At 53.2% G+C, this 22209-nt stretch carries 20 protein-coding genes; 12 read left to right on the top strand and 8 right to left on the bottom strand.

The genetic code is table 11. The features are described from left to right. The first annotated feature begins 144 nt into the window (after positions 1 to 144). The 5 genes from aspS to ruvB all read left to right on the top strand — a co-directional run bounded on the left by aspS (position 145) and on the right by ruvB (position 4963). The gene (gene aspS, locus ACSHSR_RS11130; protein WP_025009690.1) at positions 145 to 1926 is read left to right on the top strand and encodes an aspartate--tRNA ligase; all 1782 of its coding nucleotides are present in this window, start codon (positions 145 to 147) and stop codon (positions 1924 to 1926) included. Between the two features lie 106 nt (positions 1927 to 2032). Further along, a complete protein-coding gene (locus ACSHSR_RS11125) occupies positions 2033 to 2779 on the top strand; it encodes a YebC/PmpR family DNA-binding transcriptional regulator (RefSeq protein ID WP_025009691.1) in 747 nt (248 codons plus the stop codon). An 8-nt stretch (positions 2780 to 2787) separates the two neighbouring features. Further along, on the top strand, positions 2788 to 3309 hold the full coding sequence (ruvC, locus tag ACSHSR_RS11120) for a crossover junction endodeoxyribonuclease RuvC (protein ID WP_025009692.1): 522 nt from the start codon (positions 2788 to 2790) through the stop codon (positions 3307 to 3309). After that, positions 3306 to 3923, top strand: coding sequence for a Holliday junction branch migration protein RuvA (gene ruvA / locus ACSHSR_RS11115; RefSeq protein WP_025009693.1), 618 nt, complete (start codon positions 3306 to 3308; stop codon positions 3921 to 3923). Before ruvC ends, ruvA begins: the two co-directional genes overlap by 4 nt. A gap of 35 nt (positions 3924 to 3958) precedes the next feature. Beyond that, positions 3959 to 4963, top strand: a complete 1005-nt coding sequence (gene ruvB / locus ACSHSR_RS11110) for a Holliday junction branch migration DNA helicase RuvB (protein ID WP_025009694.1) — start codon at positions 3959 to 3961, stop codon at positions 4961 to 4963. Positions 4964 to 5069: 106 nt separating this feature from the next. On the opposite strand, the gene ACSHSR_RS11105 is transcribed toward ruvB, so the two are convergent. The 3 genes from ACSHSR_RS11105 to ACSHSR_RS11095 form a co-directional block, all read right to left on the bottom strand. Then, positions 5070 to 5855 carry an alpha/beta fold hydrolase gene (locus ACSHSR_RS11105; protein WP_107110374.1) on the bottom strand — a complete coding sequence of 262 codons (786 nt, stop codon included), beginning with the start codon at positions 5853 to 5855 and terminating at the stop codon, positions 5070 to 5072. A gap of 95 nt (positions 5856 to 5950) precedes the next feature. Next, entirely contained in the window at positions 5951 to 6439 is a 489-nt protein-coding gene (locus ACSHSR_RS11100) for a LabA-like NYN domain-containing protein (protein ID WP_025009695.1), read from the bottom strand. Positions 6440 to 6500: 61 nt separating this feature from the next. Then, complete coding sequence (locus tag ACSHSR_RS11095) at positions 6501 to 6929, bottom strand: GNAT family N-acetyltransferase (protein WP_208169650.1); 429 nt, start codon at positions 6927 to 6929, stop codon at positions 6501 to 6503. Between the two features lie 822 nt (positions 6930 to 7751). Between ACSHSR_RS11095 and ACSHSR_RS11090 the strand changes: the two genes are divergently transcribed. The 3 genes from ACSHSR_RS11090 (at position 7752) to ACSHSR_RS11080 (ending at position 12615) form a co-directional block, all read left to right on the top strand. Then, the gene (locus tag ACSHSR_RS11090) at positions 7752 to 9971 is read left to right on the top strand and encodes a GGDEF/EAL domain-containing response regulator (RefSeq protein WP_144160064.1); all 2220 of its coding nucleotides are present in this window, start codon (positions 7752 to 7754) and stop codon (positions 9969 to 9971) included. A 14-nt stretch (positions 9972 to 9985) separates the two neighbouring features. Then, positions 9986 to 11923 (top strand): sensor histidine kinase, encoded by a 1938-nt coding sequence (locus ACSHSR_RS11085; RefSeq protein ID WP_208184736.1) that lies wholly within the window; start codon positions 9986 to 9988, stop codon positions 11921 to 11923. 212 nt (positions 11924 to 12135) lie between these two features. Further along, positions 12136 to 12615 carry a GNAT family N-acetyltransferase gene (locus ACSHSR_RS11080; RefSeq protein WP_243882696.1) on the top strand — a complete coding sequence of 160 codons (480 nt, stop codon included), beginning with the start codon at positions 12136 to 12138 and terminating at the stop codon, positions 12613 to 12615. Positions 12616 to 12721: 106 nt separating this feature from the next. Here ACSHSR_RS11080 and ACSHSR_RS11075 read toward each other — a convergent pair whose 3' ends face one another. Then, complete coding sequence (locus ACSHSR_RS11075) at positions 12722 to 13969, bottom strand: uracil-xanthine permease family protein (protein WP_101058811.1); 1248 nt, start codon at positions 13967 to 13969, stop codon at positions 12722 to 12724. Between the two features lie 211 nt (positions 13970 to 14180). On the opposite strand from ACSHSR_RS11075, the gene ACSHSR_RS11070 reads away from it, so the two are divergent. Continuing rightward, positions 14181 to 15326, top strand: coding sequence for a DUF2066 domain-containing protein (locus ACSHSR_RS11070; protein ID WP_208184737.1), 1146 nt, complete (start codon positions 14181 to 14183; stop codon positions 15324 to 15326). A 77-nt stretch (positions 15327 to 15403) separates the two neighbouring features. Further along, complete coding sequence (gene hda / locus ACSHSR_RS11065; protein ID WP_025009703.1) at positions 15404 to 16114, top strand: DnaA inactivator Hda; 711 nt, start codon at positions 15404 to 15406, stop codon at positions 16112 to 16114. Positions 16115 to 16203: 89 nt separating this feature from the next. On the opposite strand, the gene ACSHSR_RS11060 is transcribed toward hda, so the two are convergent. The 4 genes from ACSHSR_RS11060 to bepA form a co-directional block, all read right to left on the bottom strand. Further along, complete coding sequence (locus ACSHSR_RS11060) at positions 16204 to 18153, bottom strand: PKD domain-containing protein (protein WP_479631493.1); 1950 nt, start codon at positions 18151 to 18153, stop codon at positions 16204 to 16206. A gap of 224 nt (positions 18154 to 18377) precedes the next feature. Continuing rightward, positions 18378 to 18761, bottom strand: a complete 384-nt coding sequence (locus ACSHSR_RS11055) for a DUF2069 domain-containing protein (protein ID WP_345852281.1) — start codon at positions 18759 to 18761, stop codon at positions 18378 to 18380. Continuing rightward, positions 18762 to 19112 (bottom strand): arsenate reductase (glutaredoxin), encoded by a 351-nt coding sequence (gene arsC / locus ACSHSR_RS11050; RefSeq protein ID WP_208156121.1) that lies wholly within the window; start codon positions 19110 to 19112, stop codon positions 18762 to 18764. 122 nt (positions 19113 to 19234) lie between these two features. Continuing rightward, a complete protein-coding gene (bepA, locus tag ACSHSR_RS11045; protein ID WP_051472599.1) occupies positions 19235 to 20704 on the bottom strand; it encodes a beta-barrel assembly-enhancing protease in 1470 nt (489 codons plus the stop codon). A gap of 102 nt (positions 20705 to 20806) precedes the next feature. Between bepA and ACSHSR_RS11040 the strand changes: the two genes are divergently transcribed. Both ACSHSR_RS11040 and ACSHSR_RS11035 read left to right on the top strand, forming a co-directional pair. Further along, positions 20807 to 21028 (top strand): sulfurtransferase TusA family protein, encoded by a 222-nt coding sequence (locus tag ACSHSR_RS11040; protein WP_025009707.1) that lies wholly within the window; start codon positions 20807 to 20809, stop codon positions 21026 to 21028. Between the two features lie 80 nt (positions 21029 to 21108). Further along, positions 21109 to 22200, top strand: coding sequence for an AI-2E family transporter (locus ACSHSR_RS11035; RefSeq protein WP_044734452.1), 1092 nt, complete (start codon positions 21109 to 21111; stop codon positions 22198 to 22200). Positions 22201 to 22209 lie beyond the last annotated feature (9 nt).

The following is a 22209-nucleotide window of genomic DNA, read 5'->3' as shown; positions in this document are numbered from 1 at the left end:
CTGGTCAAAGGGAGCAAACTGTTTGATACTTCACCGTCTGAAAGTGAAGTACTTTGGTAAGTGGCAGATATTCTCTATAATGCCGCTCTTATCGTGTTGAATCGTTCCAGAGCTCAGCAGGCCGGAATAAAGGATATAAAGCAGATGCGCAGTCATTATTGTGGGGACGTAAACAAGTCCCACGTTGGACAAGAAGTGACCCTGGTGGGTTGGGTGAACCGTAGCCGCGACTTGGGTGGTGTGGTGTTTTTGGATCTCCGGGATCGTGAAGGACTGATCCAGGTAGTATATGACCCGGACTTGCCTGAGGTTTTCGATGTCGCCAGCACACTGCGCAGCGAATTCTGTGTTCAGGTTAAAGGTGTTGTCAGAGCCCGTCCAGACAGCCAGGTCAACGCTCATATGCGTACCGGCGAAATCGAGGTGCTGGGTAAGGAACTGACCATAATCAACGCCGCTGACCCTCTGCCGCTGAGTATGGATAACTTCCAGAACAACAGCGAAGAGCAGCGTCTCAAGTATCGCTATCTGGACCTGCGTCGTCCGGAAATGGCCCAGCGACTGATTTTCCGCGCCAAGGTCACCAGTGCCGTGCGTCGTTTTATGGACAGCAACGGCTTTTTGGATATCGAAACCCCTATTCTGACCAAGGCCACGCCGGAAGGCGCCCGTGACTATCTGGTGCCAAGCCGCACTTACAAGGGGCAGTTCTTCGCCTTGCCTCAATCGCCTCAGCTGTTCAAACAGCTGTTGATGATGTCAGGTTTCGACCGTTACTACCAAATCGTCAAATGCTTCCGCGACGAAGACTTGCGCGCCGACCGCCAGCCTGAATTTACCCAGATTGATATCGAAACCTCTTTCATGAGCTCTGAGCAGGTGATGCAAAAGACCGAGGAGATGGTGCGCGGTCTGTTCCTCGAACTGCTCAACGTGGACCTGGGTGAATTCCCAACCATGACCTATGCCGAAGCCATGCGCCGTTTCGGTTCCGACAAGCCGGATCTGCGTAACCCACTGGAACTGGTGGACGTGGCCGATCTGGTCAAGGATGTTGAGTTTGCGGTATTCAACGGCCCGGCCAACGATGTTGAAGGCCGTGTGGCGGTAATCCGGGTACCGGGCGGCGCCGAGTTGTCCCGTAAGCAGATAGACGACTACACCAAGTATGTCGGTATCTATGGCGCTCGCGGTCTGGCCTGGATGAAGGTCAACGACCTGGCTGCCGGCATGGAAGGCATTCAGTCACCTGTGCTCAAGTTCCTCAATGAAGATATCGTCAAGGCGCTGCTGGAACGCACCGGCGCGCAAAGCGGTGATATCATTCTGTTTGGTGCCGACAAGGCCAACGTGGTTGCCGAAGCTATGGGCGCGCTGCGTCTGAAACTGGGTGAAGATTTCAACCTGCTCAAGGGCGAGTGGGCGCCGCTGTGGGTTGTTGACTTCCCTATGTTTGAAAAGGCCGACGGCCGTTTGTACGCAGTACACCATCCGTTTACCGCGCCAAGGGGCGTGACTCCGGCTGAGCTGGAAGCCAACCCGGCCGAGACGGTATCCGACGCCTATGATATGGTACTCAACGGTACCGAACTCGGCGGCGGCTCTGTGCGTATCCACAATCAGGAGATGCAGGCCACCGTATTCCGTATTCTCGGGATCACAGATGAAGAAGCCAAAGAAAAATTCGGCTTCCTGCTGGAAGCACTGCGCTACGGCACACCACCGCACGCAGGTTTGGCCTTCGGTCTCGACCGTCTGGTAATGCTGATGACAGGCGCCAGCTCGATTCGTGACGTGATGGCATTCCCGAAAACCACTACCGCAGCCTGCCCGTTGACCAATGCACCGGGTGAGGCCAATCCACAACAACTGGTGGAATTGGGTATCAAGGTTGCTGAAAAGGCGGCCGACAAAGCTGAAGTCTGAAGGACTGAGCTTGAAGTCATAAAAGTGTGAATCAAACCGGGGCATAAGCCTCGGTCTGTTTTTTTACCGGTCTGAATTTAAACCGGTATTGAGAGGAGATATACCTATGGCAGGTCATAGTAAATGGGCCAACATCAAACACCGCAAGGCAGCTCAGGATGCCAAACGCGGTAAACTGTTCACCAAACTTATCCGCGAGCTGACAGTATCGGCCCGCGAAGGTGGCTCAGATCCGGATTCCAACCCCCGTTTACGTGCCGCTATCGACAAAGCGCTGTCCAACAACATGACCCGTGACACAGTCGAACGTGCGGTTAAGCGCGGTGCCGGTGAGCTCGATGGCCAGTCGCTGGAAACCGTGGTTTATGAAGGCTACGGCCCAGGCGGCACCGCCGTTATGGTCGAGTGTATGACAGACAACCGCAACCGCACTGTGACCGGCGTACGTAACGCCTTCAATAAGTCCGGCGGCAACCTGGGGACAGATGGCTCAGTGGCTTATCTGTTCACCAAGCAGGGCGTTATCAGCTACGAAGAGGGCGTTGATGAAGATGCCATCATGGAAGCCGCGCTGGAAGCCGGCGCCGAGGATGTGGTCAGCAATGATGACGGCTCTGTGGATGTTTACACAGCACCTGCCGATTTCGGTGCGGTGAAAGACGCGCTGGATGCCATTGGGGTTGAAGCGGTGAATGCTGAAGTGACCATGGTGCCATCTACCAAGGCCGATCTGGATGAAGATACCGCCGCCAAGTTCCTGCGTCTTATCGACACGCTGGAAGATCACGACGACGTTCAGGAAGTCTATCACAACGCGGAAATTGCCGATGATGTGATGGAACGCCTCGGCTAAGGCGGACTATGGCGATTATTTTGGGTGTCGACCCTGGCTCGCGGATCACAGGCTACGGAGTGATCCAGTGTCAGGGAAGGCACCAGATTTACCTCGGCAGCGGTTGCATTCGCACCAGCTGCGAGGATCTTCCCTCCCGTCTCAAACAGATATTCGACGGCCTGTCGGAGATTATCCGTCAATATCAGCCGGAGCAGTTTGCCATTGAGAAAGTGTTCCTGGCCAAAAATGCCGATTCGGCGCTGAAATTGGGGCAGGCCAGAGGCGCGGCCATAGTGGCGGCCACAGTGGCGAATTTACCGGTGGCTGAATACACGGCAACCCAGATAAAGAGCGCCGTGGTCGGGACGGGCAGGGCCCAGAAAACTCAGGTACAACACATGATCCAGCAGCTGCTCAAACTGCCAGCCGCCCCGCAGGCGGATGCGGCAGATGCGCTCGCCGTGGCCGTGTGTCATTATCATACTTGCCAGAGTCTGGTTGCCCTCGGCGGCCGGGCAACGGCCCGCAGCTATGGAAGATACAGATGATAGGGCGTTTACAGGGAATATTGCTGGAAAAGCAAGCTCCGGAAGTGTTGTTGGATGTGCATGGCGTGGGCTATGAACTGCAGATGCCGCTGACCAGCTTTTATGAGTTGCCGGAACTGCAACAGAGCACCACTCTCTATACCCACTTTGTGGTGCGTGAAGATGCTCAGCTGCTGTATGGTTTTATTACCAAGCAGGAAAGAGCGCTGTTCAGGTTACTTATCAAGGCCAATGGTGTCGGCCCCAAGTTGGCGCTGACCATACTGTCGGGGCTGACGGCGCAGGAATTTGTCAGTTGTGTCGAACGCGACGATATCGCCACCTTGGTGAAACTGCCGGGGGTGGGCAAGAAGACCGCCGAGCGTTTATTGGTTGAGATGCGCGACAAGCTAAAGAGCCTGATGGAAGCCTCCAGCGGCAATGAGCGTGAGTTTGTGCTCAAGTCCAACTTTACCCCGGTAGAAGCGCCCAACAGCGCCGAAGAAGATGCCATTGCAGCCTTGCTCTCTTTGGGCTATAAACCCGCCCAGGCCAGCAAAGCGGTTTCCAGCGCCTTTGTTGAAGGCATAGATTCAGAAACCCTGATCAAGGCTGCACTCAAATCCATGCTGTAACATGGAGCGGATAACTGAGGAATGAAGGTAAAGGCATGATAGAGGCCGACAGACTGATCCAACCCCAGAGCTCTCCTCAGGAGGAGCTTATCGATCGGGCGATGCGTCCCAAGTTGCTGGACGAGTACACAGGTCAGAATGAGGCACGCGCTCAGCTCAAGGTGTTTATTCAAGCCGCCAAAAACCGCCAGGAAGCCTTGGATCACATGTTGATCTACGGCCCGCCCGGGCTTGGCAAGACCACCTTGGCAATGATAGTCGCCAATGAGATGGGGGTGAATATCAAGTCCACCTCGGGGCCTGTGCTGGAAAAAGCCGGCGATCTGGCGGCATTGCTGACCAATCTTGAGCCGGGCGATGTCCTGTTTATTGATGAAATTCACCGTCTCAGCCCAGTGGTGGAAGAAATTCTCTATCCGGCGATGGAGGACTATCAGCTGGATATCATGATAGGCGAGGGCCCGGCAGCCCGCTCCATCAAACTGGACTTGCCGCCATTTACCCTGGTGGGAGCCACCACCCGCGCCGGTGCGCTGACGTCTCCGTTAAGGGCTCGTTTCGGGATCCCGCTGCGACTTGAGTTTTACAATGTGGACGACCTCAGCACCATAGTTGCCCGCTCTGCCAACATGTTGGAACTGCAGATGGACTCTGACGGCGCCAGGGAAATCGCCCGCCGAGCCCGCGGAACCCCGCGGATTGCCAACCGCCTGCTCAGGCGGGTGCGTGATTTTGCCGAGGTGAAACACGATGGCCGGATCACCAAGTTGGTGGCCGAGCAAGCGCTGGATATGCTGGATGTGGACGGCGAAGGCTTCGATTACATGGACCGCAAGTTGCTGCTGGCGATCATCGACAAGTTTATGGGGGGCCCAGTGGGGCTCGACAACCTGGCGGCGGCCATAGGCGAAGAACGGGAAACCATAGAAGATGTGCTGGAGCCATTTCTTATCCAGCAAGGTTTTATCCAGCGTACTCCCAGGGGCAGGATAGCCACTGCCAGGGCCTACAGCCATTTTGAGATGATAAAGCCCGAATAACGCACCGGCCAAAGTCCTAGGGCAGAATGGGAATAAGACAAATAAGACGAAAAAGCGGCAGCTGAAATGTTGCCGCTTTTTTTGTGATTTTGGAACAATGCCGAGGCTAGGACAGCAAACTTTTCTTGATAAGCTCGGCCAGGCGCTCGGGCGCTTCCAAAGGCAACATATGGGTGGCGTCTTTCACCAATCTTAGTTGAGCACTCTCAACTAGGTTTGAGGTCTGCTCACTGACCAAGCGAAACAGTGCCCGGGTATCGCTGCCGTGGGCAATTATCAAGGTACAGGTTTGGGGGAGCCTGAAGGCTTTCAAGGCATCTTTCGTGATGGCAGGGCTCTCGGTTTGATTGAGCTGCATCGGCAAAGTATAAGCCAGCGCCAGTTGGGGCTTGCGAATATCCTCGGCCTGGCGGCTAAAGTAGCCGGGCTTACCGCCCGAGCCATCTATCAGGGCTTCAACAGCTGCAGCCAACTCGCCTTTGGCGACCCGTTCAAATATCGGCGCAAACATATTGTTGGCATCTTCCCCCCAGCTTTGCATCACTTGACCTTCGAGTGCCCCAGGGTAACCGGGTTCATAGAGAAATATCCCTGTGGGCATAACAGAATGCTTTAGCAACAGATTGAGGATCACATCGCTGCCATAAGACCAACCGGCAAGGTACAAAGCCTTCTTCTGCGGTAATTTGTTTATCTGTGCACACAGGTCATCGGCGTGGGTATTGAGGCCGAAACCGCCGTCCGTTTGGCCTGTGAAATGGCGTAAGTTGACAGGGATTATCTCAAACTCATTTTCAAGGTGGGGGAGATGCGGTTGCCACATCTCGGCATTGGCCAGCGCACCATGCACCAAAATCAGATAAGGGCGCTTATCTGAACCACTGTTTTCCATGTTTATTTTCCTTTTTGAACTTGGCTTTGCTAACCGGTGTAAACCACGCCGGCCAAGCAATAGAGCAGATACTGGATTGCAGACCTTAACCCAGCTCACTGTCCGAGCAATAATTCTCCCTCTATGGGGAAGAATTCGCTGGCAGCATTGATCAGAGCCAGCGAAGTTAATTCGGGAACGGCGTAAACCTCAACCCGTTTACCTTTTTGACGTAGTTTTTCGGCCAACAGGGCAAAATCGCCGTCACCGGACAGCAGCACTATGGTGTCCACCACATCTGCGTATTCCAGTGCATCTATGGTAATTCCCACATCCCAGTCGCCTTTGGCCGAGCCATCGGCGCGTTGGATAAAGGGTTTGAGTTTCACCTCAAAGCCGATGGCCCGCAGGATATTTTGAAATTCCCGTTGCTTCTTATCGCCCCTGTCTATGGCGTAGGCGAAGGCTTTAACCAGCTGCCGTTGACGGGTGACTTTGGACCAGAGCCGGTTGTAGTCAAGATTGCGCCCGAGCGCTTGCCTGGTGGTGTAGTAGACGTTCTGCACGTCAACCAGGATCAATACTCTGCCTCGCTGCTCACTCATAGCGGGTGTTCCTTCTCTTCAGGGCGCTAACTTTTGTCGGCAATCTGAGCCACTTTCAGGTTCAGAGGCCTGTCAGCTGCATGCTATATTCTCTGTGGCCTGTGTCGGCGCAGGTTTGTTCGCCAATAATCACAGCTCCCCTGCGTTGATAAAAATCGACACTGGCCTGGTTGTCGCAATAAACACTTAAGGTCAGTTGTTCTCTTTGCTGCCTGGCGTGATCGAGTAAGCGACTGCCAATTCCTAATCCCTGCATCGCAGGTTTGACAAATAAAGCCGCCAGGCTGTTCTCGTAGAGAGAATAAAACCCCAGCACTTCGGCGCCATGCTGGTAGACATAGTTCTCGGCTGCTGGAATATAGACCCGGCGCATATTATCCAGTTGGGATTGCCAAAAATCTGCGGCGATAAAATCGTGTGCATCGATGGAGGCGGTCAACCAGATTTCCAATAGTGGATACATGTCTTCCTTGGCGAATGAACGGATCATATAACTTCCTTGTGGATTATTTTAATTGGTTACGGGATTAGGAGGCTTGCCACCCCAATTGGCTAGCGGGCTCGGCAAATCCCTATGATGGGGGGCAGAATAGCAAACCGGGCAAGCTAAAAAAATGATAAATGGCTCAAAGCCTTACTTTTATTGCTTTAATACCGTCAACTTAGGTTGTGTCCCGTCAGTTGTTGGCAACTGAACCAGTCTCGCAGGCAGAAACAGGTGTTAGGCAAAAATTTACACCGTCATTCTGACAGTTAACCGGCATAAGGAAAGTGCGAATAAGTCCTCATGGCTTTCTCTTTTGTCGAGAGTGGCTTGCACAGCAATTGGCGTTCAAGGCATCTGACTGAAGGCATGCCGGGGCCTGTCGAAGTCGGATAACGCAGAGAGCCGTTTGCTGTGAAAGCCCCAAAGGGCGTGGCTTACAGACCTGTTTGCTGTGTTGTGCTTCTTGCAAAGGACTAGGGCCATTTGCCGCGAACCACGCCTTGCATCCAGGCCTGTAAGCCGACGCAGAGCACACATGGGACTTGTTTGCACTTTCCCTAAGCCAAAAGTGGATTACACTTTAAATCAGACATAGCGTACTGTATTGAAAAGTACTTGATGCCGAATTGTGCTGCCGCAGCGATTGCGGTAACCATGCTGATTTCATCTGAACTTCGGCTCTTGGGTTCAGCGACCTGAAGTTCAAGAGCCTAGGTTCAGTAAGTTGGCCGAGGCAAATAGTGCTGAGTACCGGGCAGGGCATAGAGCGTCTGCAGGTTTTGTCCAAGTAATAACGCGGGCAAAGTGACTGAGGGATTAGTGACTATGATCGATGATTTTCTGTTTTCGTCTGAAACATCGCCGGAAGAGCCCCATCAACGCGACAATAAGTGGCGTATTCTGGCGGTGGATGATGATGTCAAATTCCAGAACTCGCTGAGTTTTGCCATCAATAAAATGACCCTGATGGGGCGTCCTCTCGAACTCATACAAGCCTACAGCATGGCTGAGGCGTCCAGTTTGCTTGGTAAAGATGCCGACTTTGCCGTAGTCCTGGTCGATGTGGTAATGGAAACCGAAGATGCCGGTCTCAGGTTAGTCAAGGCGGTGCGGGATCTGCTGGGGATATCCGATACCCGTTTTGTGCTTTTAACCGGCCAGCCGGGAATGGCACCGGCCGAGTCTGTGATGCAAGACTATGACTTGTCTGATTATGTGCTTAAGTCCGATCTCGCCAGCCGCGGCATTCGCAACATACTTACGGGTGCTGTGCGTAATTATCACCAGCTCAAGACCATTTCCTCTGCCCGCCGTGGTTTGCAACTCATTGTCGAGTCCAGCAATCGTTTGCTTGGGCTGCGAACGCTGGCACAGATAGCCTCGGTTACCTTAAGTGAAATCGCCAATCTTATTGATGTGCCGGATGAGGGGCTGGTTTGTGTCAATCGGGGGCGTCATAGCGCAGATGGCTCGGGGCAGGAGATCTTTGAGCCCATGACCATAGCCTGCAGTGGCCGTTTCCGGCAGTATGCCAATCGTGCCCTCAGGGAGTTGCCGGATCCGACCATTCAGTCCATGGTGGAACAGGCGCTCAGGGAAAAACGTTTTGTCAGTACCGATGAGAGCCAGGTGCTGTTTTTCCCGAAATCGGCAGCATTGGCCGAATTTGCCATCTATGTGGCCACAGATCGCACCTTGGACGACACCGAAATGGAGCTGCTAAAGGTGTTTGCCGCCAATGTTTCCAAGGGCTTTGGCAACGTAGCCCTGATAAGCCGGCTCGACAAGATTGCCTACCAGGATGAACTGCTCGGCATCCCCAATCGCAGTGCCTTGCTGCGGGAACTCTCCAGGTTGCAGGCTATGTCCAGCGCAAGTGCGCACAATCTGCTGTTATTGGATTTGGATCATTTCTCCGGCCTCAATAATCTGTTTGGCTCAGTGTTTGGCAATCAGGTGCTGCAGGCGGTAGCCCAAAGGTTACAGGAGGTTTTTCCGCAGCCGACTGTTATTGGACGACTGCATTCAGATCTGTTCGCCGTCGTTGGCCACAAGGAGCAGGTGAATATCGACAGGGCGCAGCGGGTGTTCAGTGCGCCGTTTGAAATCGATAACAGCCGTCATATTCTCACCGCCTGTATGACAGAAGTCTCTCTGGCCATCAGTGGCCAGGATCCCGCCGAACTGCTGCGCACCGCAGGTACAGGGCTCAGAAATGCCAAATCCCGAGGGCCTGGCAGCATACAGGCGTTTGATCCCGAATTTGAGCATCAGGCGGCACACAGATTCAAGTTGATGCAACGGCTGCATACCGCCATTCAACGCCAGGAGTTTGTACTGCACTTCCAGCCACAGATAGATCTTAAGAGTGGTGAGGTTGTCGGCGTGGAGGCCTTGCTGCGCTGGCAGACCGAAGACGGTATGGTACCTCCGGGCACCTTTATCCCGTTGGCAGAGCAGTCGTCTTACATTCACGGCATAGGCGACATAGTGGTTGCGTTATCTTGTCAGGCGGTACATGCGCTGGATCAGGCCGGTTTTACCGATATTCTGGTCAGTCTTAATTATTCGGCCCGCCAACTGGATAAACCGGATGTACTCGACAGGCTCAAACAACAATGCCGTCTGGCAGGTGTTGAGCCTAGCCGTCTGTGTTTGGAAGTCACCGAAACCGCCATGATGCAATCGTTCCAGCAAGTTGCGAAAATTCTCCAGCGTCACCGTGCCTGGGGCGGCACAGTTGCGATAGACGATTTCGGTACCGGGCTTTCGTCACTCGAATACTTGCTGCAGCTGCCGGCCGATCACTTGAAGATAGATATGACCTTTGTCGCCAGGCTGGATGAAGATGAGCGCAGCCGTTTTCTGGCGTCGATGATCATTGAGTTGGGGCGGCGATTGAATATTTCTGTGGTTGCCGAGGGGGTTGAGACCCGCAGCCAGGCCAACTGGCTCAGGGATAATGGCTGCCATATCGCTCAAGGGTGGCTGTATGGTAAGGCCATGCCACTGGATGAGCTGTTGTTGTGGCTCAGTAAACGCTGAATGGGACCCCACTTATGTCGATAGAGTTGCCCGAACAGGCCGTGATGGCACCACTGATTTCGGGGGAAACCTCATCCAAGAGTCAGAAACGCAATAAGTGGTTGACCTGGGTCAGTTATCTTTTGCCTTGGTGGCTGCTGGTACCGCTGGGAAGCTGGCTTATGTACCACTATGCATCCCAATGGCAGATAGATCAGGTGCGTTATGCCCAGCGGGAGCTGGTAGACAGAGACGCTCTGGTACTCGATGCGCAGTTGACCAAGGTACATCAGGATGTCAGCCTGCTATCACAAATGACGGCATCGGTACTGGCCGACCCAAAGCTTGACGAGAGTGAACAGCTGAGCTTGTTACAACGCCTGTTTGTTGATTTCAGCAAGGCCTATCCCAGTTATATGCAAGTTCGCTGGATAGGCACCTCAGGAGTTGAGCGGGTCAGGGTTGATCATACAGATAATCAAAGGCGGGTCGTTGCCAACGACGCATTGCAGGATAAATCATCACGCTATTACGTAATTGAAGCCAACCGACTGGCTCCAGGGGCGGTTTATTACTCTCCTTTTGATCTCAATATCGAAGGCGGTGAGATAGAGAAACCCTATCGTCCCACCTTACGCGCCGCCACCAAAGTGATGGATACCAATGCCAGCGAGCTTGGACTGGCATTGGTAAACCTGGATGGCAGTGGTTTACTCGAGCGTTTACGCCAGTCCGGCAAGACCATGCTGCTGAATGCCGAAGGCTATTGGCTGCTTTCAACTTATGGCCACAGGGAATGGGGCTTTATGTTCGGCGATCCCGAGCAGCGTCTGGCGGTCGTCCACCCCAAGGTCTGGCAGCGCATTCAGCAGACCAGCCAGGGGCAGTTTATCGATGAAACCGGTATGTGGACCTTCTCTCGGGTGGGCCCGAGCTTAAACAATGGCAGCCAAGTGCCCATGCTTTACACCTTGTCCCATGATGAGCAGCCTTTGCTCATTCAAGCCAGGCTGAGGCAGCTCTATACAGGTGTCGGCGCCGTGGTGCTTCTGTGCATGACTTTACTGGGGGCATTTTTGGCGCGATCCAATCTGCGTCTGGGGGATAAGGCTCATGAGTTGCAACAGAGCAACGCGGCATTGGCACTGACATTGGCTCAACTGAGGGCATCACAGCAGGAACTGGTTCGCACCGAGAAACTATCGTCCCTGGGCTTGATGGTGGCCGGAGTGGCTCATGAACTCAATACGCCTATTGGTGCCGCCATGTTGTGTGTCACTGCGCTGAATGAAAGGGTGGATGAGCTCAAGCGTGGGTATCACAGTGGCAATATTAAACGCTCGCAGTTGGAGGAGTTTATTGAATACCAAGCGGAAGGTTTAACCCTGGCCGAGCGCAATCTCAAACGTTCAGCCCTGCTTATTCAACAGTTCCGTCAGGTAGCATCTGACAGGGCCAATGCCGATAGGCAAGCCTTCTGGCTCCACGAGTTGATAGCGGACATCCTGGCACTGAATCACGGCCAGTGGAAACACAGCCATCATAAGTTGACCACGGATATTCCCAGCGATATTCATATGCACAGTTATCCCGGCCCCCTGGGGCAGGTGATCCAGAACCTGGTACACAATGCGCTGATCCATGCCTTTGAAGAACCCGACCGGGGCGAAGTGCATATCTGTGCCCGCAAGCTGCAAAACAAGGTGGAGATCTGCGTGATGGATAACGGCATAGGGATTAAGGAGCAGGATAGTCAAAGGGTGTTTGACCCTTTTTATACCACCAAGCGAGGTAGCGGTGGTACCGGGCTCGGTCTGCATATAGTGCACCATCTGACCACTGAAGTGTTGGGAGGAAGTGTGCGGGTATCTTCGGGAGTCAATGGCATAGGAACGTCGATGATATTGCTGTTGCCGCTGGAGCAAACAGCGGTCAAGCCCGCAGCTAAAGAAGCCGATATGGCATCGGCCTGAAGCCAAAGCTAAAAGTCCTTGCCTGAAATAAAAGCTTATAAAGTTTAACCTCAGCCCCTTGTTATTCTGCGTATTTTTACAATAACCCGATGGTATCTGTCATGTATGAGTGAACTTTTCCCTGGTTGACGGCAAACAACCTTGAGATAGATGCGTTCCATGCATAAAGTATTAACCCTAACTATTTAGAACGAAAAACAGGATGTTATCAATTGGCTACCAATACTAGCAGTACCAGTATCCGAATCGCTAATTCTGCCGATGCCCAGGCTATCAGTGATCTGATTATTCCCCAAACCCGCAAGTTTGTATTGCCCTCCTGTGGTGTTCAGGTTCATGCAATGCTGCTTGATTCCATGTCGCCTGCCAGTGTCAGCGGCTATTTAAACGGAGATTACCATTATCATCTGGCTGTCAATGATTCAGGTGAGCTCCTGGGGGTAGTCGGCATGAGGGAAAATCGCCATCTGTATCATCTGTTTGTTCGCGAAGATGCTGCAGGTCAGGGGCTGGCACGGCGACTTTGGGATGTGGCCAGAAAGGCATGCCTGGACAAGGGCAATGAAGGCAAATTTACGGTTAATTCAGCCGTCACTGCCGAGAATGTTTACCTGAAATTCGGTTTTAAACGTATAGATGGCGTTCGTGAGCGAGAGGGAATGGTGGATATTCCCATGAGCCTGACGTTATAGCAGCCAAAGAGTCGTTAAGGCCTCTTGGGTGGCTTAAAATATGAAAAAGCGCCCTTTTGGGCGCTTTGTACTTTGATACTCAAGTTTACGCAAAATGAGATAAGGCTCAGTCCGCGAGGGAGTCACCTGTCTTGGCTGCTTGGGGCTTGCTGCTTGGCAGCAGCAGGTTCATCACTATGGCCACAATACCGCAAAGGCTGATACCGGTCAGGCTGAATGAACCGATACCGAAAGCCATGCCGCCGATACCGAATACCAATGTTACCCCAACGATGGAGAGGTTGCGGGGCTCGCTGAGATCCACCTGATGTTTGATCAATGAGTTGAGGCCCACAGCGGCAATAGAGCCGAACAGCAAACACATGATACCGCCCATCACAGGTACTGGAATCGTCTGCATCAGGGCGCCCAGTTTACCAACAAAGGCCAGCAAAATGGCGGTAATGGCAGTCCAGGTCATAATTCTGGGGTCGAAGTTGCGGGTCAGGGTCACAGCGCCCGTCACTTCAGAATAAGTGGTGTTTGGCGGGCCGCCAAAAGCGGTGGCCGCTATGGTGGCGACCCCGTCACCGGCAAGAGTGCGATGCAAACCGGGCTTTTTCAAATAATCTTTACCGGTAACATTGGAGATAGCCAAAATATCTCCTATGTGTTCCACGGCAGGGGCTATGGCAACCGGGATCATAAAGGCAATGGCATGCCAGTTGAACTCGGGGGCAACGAAGTTGGGCATGGCCAGCCACGCGGCCTCATGTACCACATTGAAATCCACTATGCCGTAATACAGACTCAGGCCGTAACCTACTATGATACCGGCCAGGATCGGCATCAACCTCAACAGTCCCTTGGCAAAGATGGCCACGGCTATGGTGGTCAGTAGTGATGCCAGAGAAACAATAAGGGCGGTATCCTGGGCAACCAGTACCTGACTGCCGTCACCACTCTTGCCGAGCGCCATATTCACGGCAACCGGTGCCAGACCTAAGCCTATGATGATGATCACAGGTCCCACCACCACAGGAGGCAGGAGCCTCATGATTACGCCGCTGCCACGCAGTTTAACCACAGAGGCCAGTACCAGATAGACGCATCCTGCAGCCATCAGGCCACCCATGGTCGCGGGGACGCCCCAGGTTTGTACGCCGTACATGACAGGTGGAATAAAAGCAAAGGAGGAAGCAAGGAAAACAGGGATTTGACGTTTGGTGATCAACTGGAACAACAGGGTGCCGAATCCGGCGGTGAACAGGGCTACGCTGGTATCTAGGCCGGTGAGCAGCGGCATTAGCACCAGGGCTCCGAAAGCGACAAATAACATCTGTGCGCCTTGCAGAGGACGGGCAAGGTATTTCATTTTTTTATCCGTATTTAGGTTAAACCGGCCAATATTACCAGTTCACTGTAAATCGTGGGGGACTATTTGCCGTTTTAGATCAAATTTTTCACAAATTCTATCGCTAAACCCGAGATGAACGAAGCGGGAGGTTTTTCATCTCCATCGGCTCGCCAAGTGAGGCATATATGATACACTTTTGCCATTCCGACCATTTTTTACCGTCGCAAAGATGCTGAATTCATTTATAAAGCCAGTCGTTTTTCTCTCCCTGTTTTGTGCCACAACTCTGGCCCAGGCTGTTGAGGTCAAACGTTTGGATGAAGCCACAGTAGCCGTGGAATCCCGAACCAGTGCCGAGAAGAGCAAGGGGCTCAAGAAGGCATTGGAAGATGTTATTTTGAAAAACTCCGGCTCCCGTAGCGCCCTCGAAAGCCCGGAAATTCAGGCCAAGCTCGCCAATGCCGATGCCATGGTCAGTCAGTTTGGCTATCTGGATACCGAAGAGGGGCTAAAGCTGAAGGCGAATTTCGATCACCGCAAGATAATCAGCATGCTGCGCGAAGCCGGCTTGCCGGTCTGGGGCAAACAACGTCCCCTGACTCTGTTTTGGCTCAGCACGGATATCAATAATGAGAGGGTTATCCTCAGTGATGATTCGAGTGCCGAAGAGCGCAAGGCGTTTGCCAATGCCTCGATGGAACGTGGTGTGCCTTTGATGTTTCCTTTGATGGATCTGGACGATCTGATGCGCATCAATGTCAATGATGTGCGCGGTTTGTTTGCAGATACCGTCGCTACCGCTTCAGGGCGTTACCAGGCGGACTTCTTTGCCATGGGTACACTGGAAGCCAGCGGCAGTGAATTCAGCTATCAACTGGTGCTTTATCCCAAGACAGATGTCAGTCAGTCTTTTGGCCAACCTCTGCTCAGCCGTCAGGGGCGGGCCGCCAGTAAGGACGAAGCCGTGGCCGAGATGATGCTGTCACTGTCTGATTACTTCGTTTCCCGGTACGCGATTGCCGATTCCGGCGATGGCCTGTTGAGCAAGGTGCGTTTTATCGGCATCAACCAAATGAAACAGTTGGTTGAAATAGAGGCATTTCTCAACCAACTCAGTGCGGTGCGTAAAGCCAGCCTCAGTACTCTGCAGGGTGACAGTGCCACTTTCAACGTGCAGCTTTTTGGCTCGGAAGAGGACTTGAAAAACCTGCTGCGTCTGGAACCACGTTTATCTTCTGCCGAGACTGGTTTTCAGGATGTGGCTGGCGGGCAGGGCAACGACGGCATGAATACATTGCCGCAGCCATCCAAGACCACAGAATTCAGCGATAATGTGAACCAGCCCATAGGCCCATACCAATGGCACAGCCGTTGAGGTTTTAACAGCGGCGCCAGTCATGCTAGACTTGGCGCCCGCATTACTTGATTTACTGCGATTTGGAACGATCCTGAGTGACACAAAACTCACCCTTGCAACTTTCACTGCCCGTTCACTTGCCGGACGATGAGACTTTTAACAGTTATTATCCTGCGGCAGGAAACGATGAACTGATCCAGACCTTGAGGGCCTGTGCCGAAGGCCGCAGCCAGGGAGCCGTCTACCTATGGGGACCGGTTAAGTCGGGACGAACCCACTTGATGCACGCCGCCTGCGCTCATGCCAATGAGTTGGGACGCAGCAGCTTCTATATTCCCCTGGGTATTCATGCCAGTATCTCCACCGCTTTGCTTGAAGGCTTGGAGCAGCTCGATCTTGTCTGTATTGATGATGTCGATGCCATTGCCGGTCACCCTTTGTGGGAAGAAGCGATATTCGATCTCTACAACCGAGTCGCCGAGCAGAAACATTGTGCTTTGGTGGTCAGCGGCAGTGCGGCACCCATAGATGCCGGTTTTGCCTTGCCGGATCTGGTCTCAAGGATGCAGTGGGGGCTCAATTATCAGCTGCAACCCATGGCCGATGAGGAAAAGTTGGTGGCATTGCAGCGCCGCGCCGCCATGCGTGGCTTGCAATTACCGGAAGATGTGGGCCGTTTTCTGCTCAATCGTTTGGCCCGGGATCTGCGCACCTTGTTCGATGTGTTGGACAGGTTGGACAAGGCCTCCATGGTTCATCAGCGTAAGTTGACCATTCCTTTTATCAAAGAGATGTTGCGCCTCTGACTGTCGAGTCTAAGCCTGTTACTTTAAACGCATTCAAAAAGCGCAGCAGAAGCTGCGCTTTTTGATGCTCGAATAAACCGAAAAGCGCGTCAGGGTCTGTTTACTCCTACGGGGGTTTTGTGGCGATCGCCACTTAAACGCAGCGGCACTTGGGTCTGCTCAGGCCCTTGCTGACGCTGGACATTGCTCTTCGGCGCCACAAGTGTGGGTGATATGCCGAGGTTGGCCGCCCAGCTCAGGCCTGGTTGCATCTGCAGCGGCGCCGGCAAACTATCCAGCAGCAGCTGAGCATTGAGCTCAGGCATCATCTCGCTCAGCACCAAGCCTGTACGGTTTCTGAGGACCGAAGCACCGATACGTCCCCGCTGGCCCCAGTCGACACTGATGCTGTTTGCGGTCACTGTTTCGGGTTTGTCTGTAATTGCCACATCACGCTGCACACCAAGACGGTAGCTCATCATGGCTTCTTCAAACAGCATGGCGGCATCTTCCCTGGGGGTGCTGTAGTTGTAAAAGTCATTGGCTCTGTCTGCGGAGAAGAAGCCACTGACATCCCCGGGCATATATGCCTTTTGGGTGGCGGTGGCGGTTTGGCCCATAAAGCTCACGCCGGCCAGGGCGCTCATCTCTGTGCTGCCCAGCGGATAGGCGCTGCTGAGCTGATCCGATATCAAGGCTTTTTGCGCCGTGCGTCGGTAATAGTCATCCAGCAAAGTCGGCCCCTCAAGGCTTTGGTGGACACTGCGCGGGAAAAAGTCATTGGCATGGGCCAACTCGTGATAAAGCAGCGAGGAGAGATCGGTTGTCAACTCGCTGATAGGGCGGTTGCTGCGCTGGCTGCGATCACGATAGACAGAAGCATAATCGTTGTCTTTGACATAACGCCAGGGGATCAGGAACTGCAGCTCATTACCGAAACCGGCACGGTAATCCGGCGCTTCATTGATACTGTCGCGCTCAGTTGCCGTCAACCAAAGATCTTCCGGATCCAGATAGATAGCACCTGTGACCACCCAGTAAAAGGACGGGCGGACATCGTAACTTATCACCACTGCGGTGACAGATTGCAGCAAGGTGGCAAAGTCACCATGAGTGTCCATTTGATCGAGGAAGGCTTCAAAATTACGTCCCATCCAGTCGTGGGATACCAGTACCCGGTTCATTATTGCTTCTTTATCACTGATGCCGCCGGCACCTTGTCCTATCAAGGGCAAGGTACTGAGCTGGCAAGCGCTCAACTGATTGGAATAAGTGCAGCGCTTTAACACTTCGGCATAAGGCGAGTTGCGTTTGTAGGCATGGGTGCGGGCGATGGGCGCATCAAAGTACTCTGAGGTGATTTGCGCTTCATCTGTTATCAGTATGCTGACTTCATCGCTTAAGGTCTCGCCATTGACACTGGCGCTGGCTCTTAAGATCACCCCTGTGTCCTGATTGACCTCGGGCGCAACAAACAAGGGGCGTTCAGGGTTGGTCAGATCCAGGTTGAGCTCAGGTCCGGCGGCAATACACCAACTGATGTTGTTTGCCACAGTGCCGTTGACTCTATCCAGTCGTACGCTGACATTGTTGCCCTCTACCACTTGGTGATCCTGGCGGATATTAAGGCCACTACCGTCCATCACTGTCAGGGTTACCGTCTCCTGCAGGCTGAGATCACTGCTGCTGACATTCAACTGAAAGCGGTAATCACCGCTTTGCGGCGGCACAAAGGCCAGCACAGGGCTGTCATTCATGTCCATATCGACACTGGGCCCGGACAACTGTTGCCACTGGAACTGCATATTACGGCTGTTGAGCGTTCCCAGAGTGGCCAGAACGCTGCTTTGCTGTCCGGCTAAATAGCGGCTTTGCAGCTTAAAAACCAGACCAGAGGCTGTGGTTTGGTTGTCGAATTCACTTTGTTGTTCACAACGCGACAAGGCCGGGGGTGGGGTAACGACAGGAGGGATAAGGTCGCTGCCATCATCGTTGCCACCACCGCCACAGGCGGTGAGCAATAGAGTACAGGTGAAGGGGAGGTAAGGCAGTATCTTCATGGCACGACTCCACTTGGTTGACTGCTTGTTATTATTTGTTGTTGTTTTATATAAAAATGGTTGTGTTGCTTGGGCACTATAGCACGGGCCAGCAGGGTGACCAATAGTCCTTAAGATGGGAAAAATTGTTGCAAATTATGCCAGTATGCGAGGGAGTCAGAGCAAGAGCTGAACAGAGTACAAAAAAGGGGCCATTATCGTCGGCCCCTATCTATTATCCGGGTTTACTCTTTGTCTTTGGCGCGTTTCTTGAGTCCCAGACCCAATTCGCGGCCGCGCTTGCGGGCGTAGAAGGGCATGCTGATAAGTAAGCATGAGATCAACAGACTCTCAATCAGCGCAAACCACCATTCATTGCCCTTGGCTATGTAAAGCAAGGTCAAGCCGTGCAAAAAATAGAGACAGAGAATAAAGCTGGCCCAGGCAAAGGTATAAGGATTACCTTTAAGGATCCCAGGCAACGGCAGCAGCAAGGGCACCAGCCAAAGACTGGTGAACAGCAGCGAGTATTCGCCGTCGAGTCCTTTACCGATAAAGGCATAGGCCAACAAGGCCGTTAGTAGCAGATAGCCCGTGCGTGAGATCTGTAATAACGCATAACTGCTCATTTACAGGATCGCCAACACGTTTTCCGGTGGGCGGCCGATGGCGGCCTTACCGTTGGCCAGGACGATTGGGCGCTCTATCAGCTTGGGGGTGGCAATCATGGCGGCAACCAATTGAGCTTCGGTCAATTCCGGATTATTCAGCCCCTGAGCCTTGTATTCCTCTTCCTTGGTGCGCATCAATTCACGGGCGCTGATGCCCAGTTTAGCCAGCAGTTCACTGAGGGTGGCAGCATCCGGTACCTGCTTCAGATACTCGACAATCTGGATCTCGACGCCTTTGGACTCCAGCAGTGCCAGTGTTTCGCGGCTCTTGGAGCAGCGAGGATTATGGAAAATAGTGACCTGGGTCATGGGTTTTCTCTTTACCTTGGCTGAAAAGTGCGACGATGATAGCAAAAATCTGCGGTTACGTCAGGGGAAAGTGGCCCGATTAACGGGCCAGTGAAAGCCAGCATAATCAAAGTGTAAGCCGATTATTTCTTCAATTCGTCCAGCGCTCGGTCGGCGACACGGAACTGGCGTATCTTGGCCTCGATTCTGGCAATCTGCAGTGGTTGGCCGTCGGCGGCCTTGTAGGCAAAGTTGAGCTGATCGATAGCCCCTTTATAGTCGGCCCTGAGTGCCATGGACTCGGCATTGGAGAAGTGTTCCAGCGCCTTGTTACCGGTTTGCTTGTAGGCTTCGGTCAGCAACTGATAGGGCAAGGGGTTTTGCTTATCCAGAAACGCCATGTCCTCGAGGATCGGGATTGCCCGCTGTGGCTGTTTACTTTCGAGATAAACACTGGCCAGGTTGGCGTTGATCACTTGGGAGGTGGGTTTGAGGCGTCTTTGGGCTTCCAACATCGTTATCGCGCCCTGATAATCCTTACGCTCCACCAGCAGATCGGTTTTGGTATCAAGATAGAAGAGGTTGTCCTGATCTTTTTCCAGTAATTGATCTATGAGCTGCTCAGATTGTTTGAAGTCCTTGAGGCGAAACAGTGCCAATGCCTTGCCATAGAGGGCCGCATCTTTAAAGGCATAGTTGTGCTTGGCTAACTGGGTTTCAAACAGCGACAGTGCCGCATCGTCGCTGTAGCTGGAAAAGCGCACCTGGATCCTGGCCTTGGCCAGGTGGAAGTTAAGGTTGTCTGCCACATATCTGTGGGGATACTGAGCCGCGCGGTTACGGGCATCAGTGATCCGCGACTCGGGCAGGGGGTGAGTCAGCAGCATTTGCGGCGGTTTGGAGGTAAAACGGTAACGGGCCGCCAGTTTGCCGAAGAAGTTGGCCGAGGCGTTGGGATCGAAACCGGACTCCACCAGAATTTGCATGCCTATCCTGTCGGCCTCTTTTTCATGCAAGCGGGTATAGTTAATCTTGGATTGAGTCGAGAGTGCCTGGGTGGTGGCCAGTGCCGCCATCCCGGCTTGAGGCGCTGCTATGGTCAGCAAGATGGCGCCGAGCAACCCGGCAATGGTAGCCGGGCTGGCTTTCTCCTGGGCTTCGAGTGAGCGCGCCAGGTGCCTCTGGGTTACGTGGGTAATTTCGTGCGCCAGTACCGAGGCCAATTCACTTTCATTGTCGGCGTTGAGAAACAGGCCTGTATGGATTGCCACATGGCCGCCGAAAAAGGCAAAGGCGTTGATTTCATCGTTTCGCAACAGGAAAAAATAGAAGGGGGTCTTAACCCCGGTGGCATGGGCCACCAATTTGTTACCCAGTTCGGTGGCATATTGGCTCAACACAGGATCGGATAACACAGGCGCCTGGGAACGAATAACCCGCATATAGGCGTCACCATAAACCATCTCTTTTTCGAGACTGAAGGTGTTGACGGCGGCGGTACCGAGATCCGGCAGGTCGTTATTGGCGAAACTTTGGCTGGCGGTGGCAATTAAAACAGCAGTGGCACCGGCCAGAATGGAATGTCGGAACTTGGAAAAAGTCAATGTACTCAAGCTGATTAGATTTCCTGTATGCCACTAATGCATAACTGCCTGGCTTGTGGTTTGAGTTGCAACTTAGGATAATAGCCGAAGTTTATGTTTAGCAAGCTCATCATGGTTTTAATTGATTTAACTCAGAGTCGTTGTCCCGAAGCCCTGGTCAAGGCCAAGATGGCGATGAAACGTTTGCGGCCCGGTGAAACTCTGTGTCTCTTGCTTTCAGACCCGGGATCGCGGCAGGATGTTCCCCGCTTTGCCAAAAAACAGGGCTATGATTGTCGGATTGAGTCCGACGAGCCGGCCGTATTGCGCTTACAGGTGTCCGTTGCAGAATAGAAGCGCAGGACGTAACTACACAGCTTCTTGAAGAAGCGATAATCAAGATGGCGCAGCCATCATCACCACAGGAATCCCGGATGTTTAGCTATTTGAGTCGTTGGTACCAGGCCCGCTTCAGTGATCCTCAGGCTCTGACACTGCTGTTTATTCTGCTTGGTATTGCCTTGACCATCTATTTCGCCGGTGGCTTATTGATGCCGCTGCTGGTCGCTCTGGTATTGGCCTTTCTGCTGGAGTGGCCGGTGGCACAGATGGCAAGGGTAGGGATAAGCCGCACCGCGGCCGCCTCTTTGGTACTGATCCTCTTTATCGGCTTGATGATCTTGTTGTCATTCGGTCTGATCCCCAGTATCTGGCGCCAGGGTGCTGCGCTACTGACTGACCTGCCCACCATGCTGGACAAGGGGATAATCCTGCTGCAGGAGCAGGCGCAGCAGTATCCGCAGTTTATCTCTACAGATCAGCTCGATACCATGGTGTCCGAGCTCAAAAAATTGCTCGACACCCAGCATCTTTTGGATATCGCCAAGCAGCTTCTCGGCTATTCGGCATCCTTGCTGGTGCTGATGGTTTACGCCATCCTGGTGCCTTTGCTGGTGTTCTTCTTTCTCAAGGATAAAGATGAACTGATCCGCGGCAGTAAGCGTTTTTTCCCCAGCAATCGTGAGCTGGCCCGTAAGGTTTGGTTCGAGATGAATCAGCAGATCTTCAATTACATTCGTGGCAAGGTGATTGAAATTGTAATAGTCGGGGTCGTGAGCTACGTATTCTTCGCCCTGATGGATCTGCGCTATGCGGCGCTGCTTGGGGTGTTGACCGGGCTTTCAGTGCTTATTCCTTATGTCGGTGCCACCCTGGTGACCTTACCTATTGCCCTGGTTGCCTTCTTCCAGTGGGGTGTCAGCCCCGAGTTCGGTTATCTGATGCTGGGTTACGGCATCATTCAGGCGCTGGATGGCAACCTGCTGGTGCCTTTGTTGTTCTCCGATGCGGTGGACTTGCACCCGGTGATCATCATAGCCGCAGTGTTGGTCTTCGGTGGCCTTTGGGGTGTTTGGGGCGTGTTTTTCGCGATCCCGCTGGCTTCTCTGGTCAAGGCTGTATTGAACGCCTGGCCCAACGCCGAAGCAGATGCGGCCAAAGCCGCTTTAGAGGCGCAAGCCGAATAAGGCGGTAAA

It is taken from the genome of Shewanella sp. VK101, assembly GCF_056497865.1.
Note: the sequence above shows the minus strand (reverse complement) of the source record. Positions and strands in the feature narration are given on the sequence as shown.

What these genes read in the sequence shown, in the direction of transcription:
- aspS (WP_025009690.1), top strand. Translation starts at nt 145, where the DNA reads ATGCGCAGTCATTATTGTGGGGACGTAAACAAGTCCCACGTTGGACAA.
- ACSHSR_RS11125 (WP_025009691.1), top strand. Translation starts at nt 2,033, where the DNA reads ATGGCAGGTCATAGTAAATGGGCCAACATCAAACACCGCAAGGCAGCT.
- ruvC (WP_025009692.1), top strand. Translation starts at nt 2,788, where the DNA reads ATGGCGATTATTTTGGGTGTCGACCCTGGCTCGCGGATCACAGGCTAC.
- ruvA (WP_025009693.1), top strand. Translation starts at nt 3,306, where the DNA reads ATGATAGGGCGTTTACAGGGAATATTGCTGGAAAAGCAAGCTCCGGAA.
- ruvB (WP_025009694.1), top strand. Translation starts at nt 3,959, where the DNA reads ATGATAGAGGCCGACAGACTGATCCAACCCCAGAGCTCTCCTCAGGAG.
- ACSHSR_RS11105 (WP_107110374.1), bottom strand. Translation starts at nt 5,855, where the DNA reads ATGGAAAACAGTGGTTCAGATAAGCGCCCTTATCTGATTTTGGTGCAT.
- ACSHSR_RS11100 (WP_025009695.1), bottom strand. Translation starts at nt 6,439, where the DNA reads ATGAGTGAGCAGCGAGGCAGAGTATTGATCCTGGTTGACGTGCAGAAC.
- ACSHSR_RS11095 (WP_208169650.1), bottom strand. Translation starts at nt 6,929, where the DNA reads ATGATCCGTTCATTCGCCAAGGAAGACATGTATCCACTATTGGAAATC.
- ACSHSR_RS11090 (WP_144160064.1), top strand. Translation starts at nt 7,752, where the DNA reads ATGATCGATGATTTTCTGTTTTCGTCTGAAACATCGCCGGAAGAGCCC.
- ACSHSR_RS11085 (WP_208184736.1), top strand. Translation starts at nt 9,986, where the DNA reads ATGTCGATAGAGTTGCCCGAACAGGCCGTGATGGCACCACTGATTTCG.
- ACSHSR_RS11075 (WP_101058811.1), bottom strand. Translation starts at nt 13,969, where the DNA reads ATGAAATACCTTGCCCGTCCTCTGCAAGGCGCACAGATGTTATTTGTC.
- ACSHSR_RS11070 (WP_208184737.1), top strand. Translation starts at nt 14,181, where the DNA reads ATGCTGAATTCATTTATAAAGCCAGTCGTTTTTCTCTCCCTGTTTTGT.
- ACSHSR_RS11060 (WP_479631493.1), bottom strand. Translation starts at nt 18,153, where the DNA reads ATGAAGATACTGCCTTACCTCCCCTTCACCTGTACTCTATTGCTCACC.
- ACSHSR_RS11055 (WP_345852281.1), bottom strand. Translation starts at nt 18,761, where the DNA reads ATGAGCAGTTATGCGTTATTACAGATCTCACGCACGGGCTATCTGCTA.
- arsC (WP_208156121.1), bottom strand. Translation starts at nt 19,112, where the DNA reads ATGACCCAGGTCACTATTTTCCATAATCCTCGCTGCTCCAAGAGCCGC.
- ACSHSR_RS11040 (WP_025009707.1), top strand. Translation starts at nt 20,807, where the DNA reads ATGGTTTTAATTGATTTAACTCAGAGTCGTTGTCCCGAAGCCCTGGTC.
- ACSHSR_RS11035 (WP_044734452.1), top strand. Translation starts at nt 21,109, where the DNA reads ATGTTTAGCTATTTGAGTCGTTGGTACCAGGCCCGCTTCAGTGATCCT.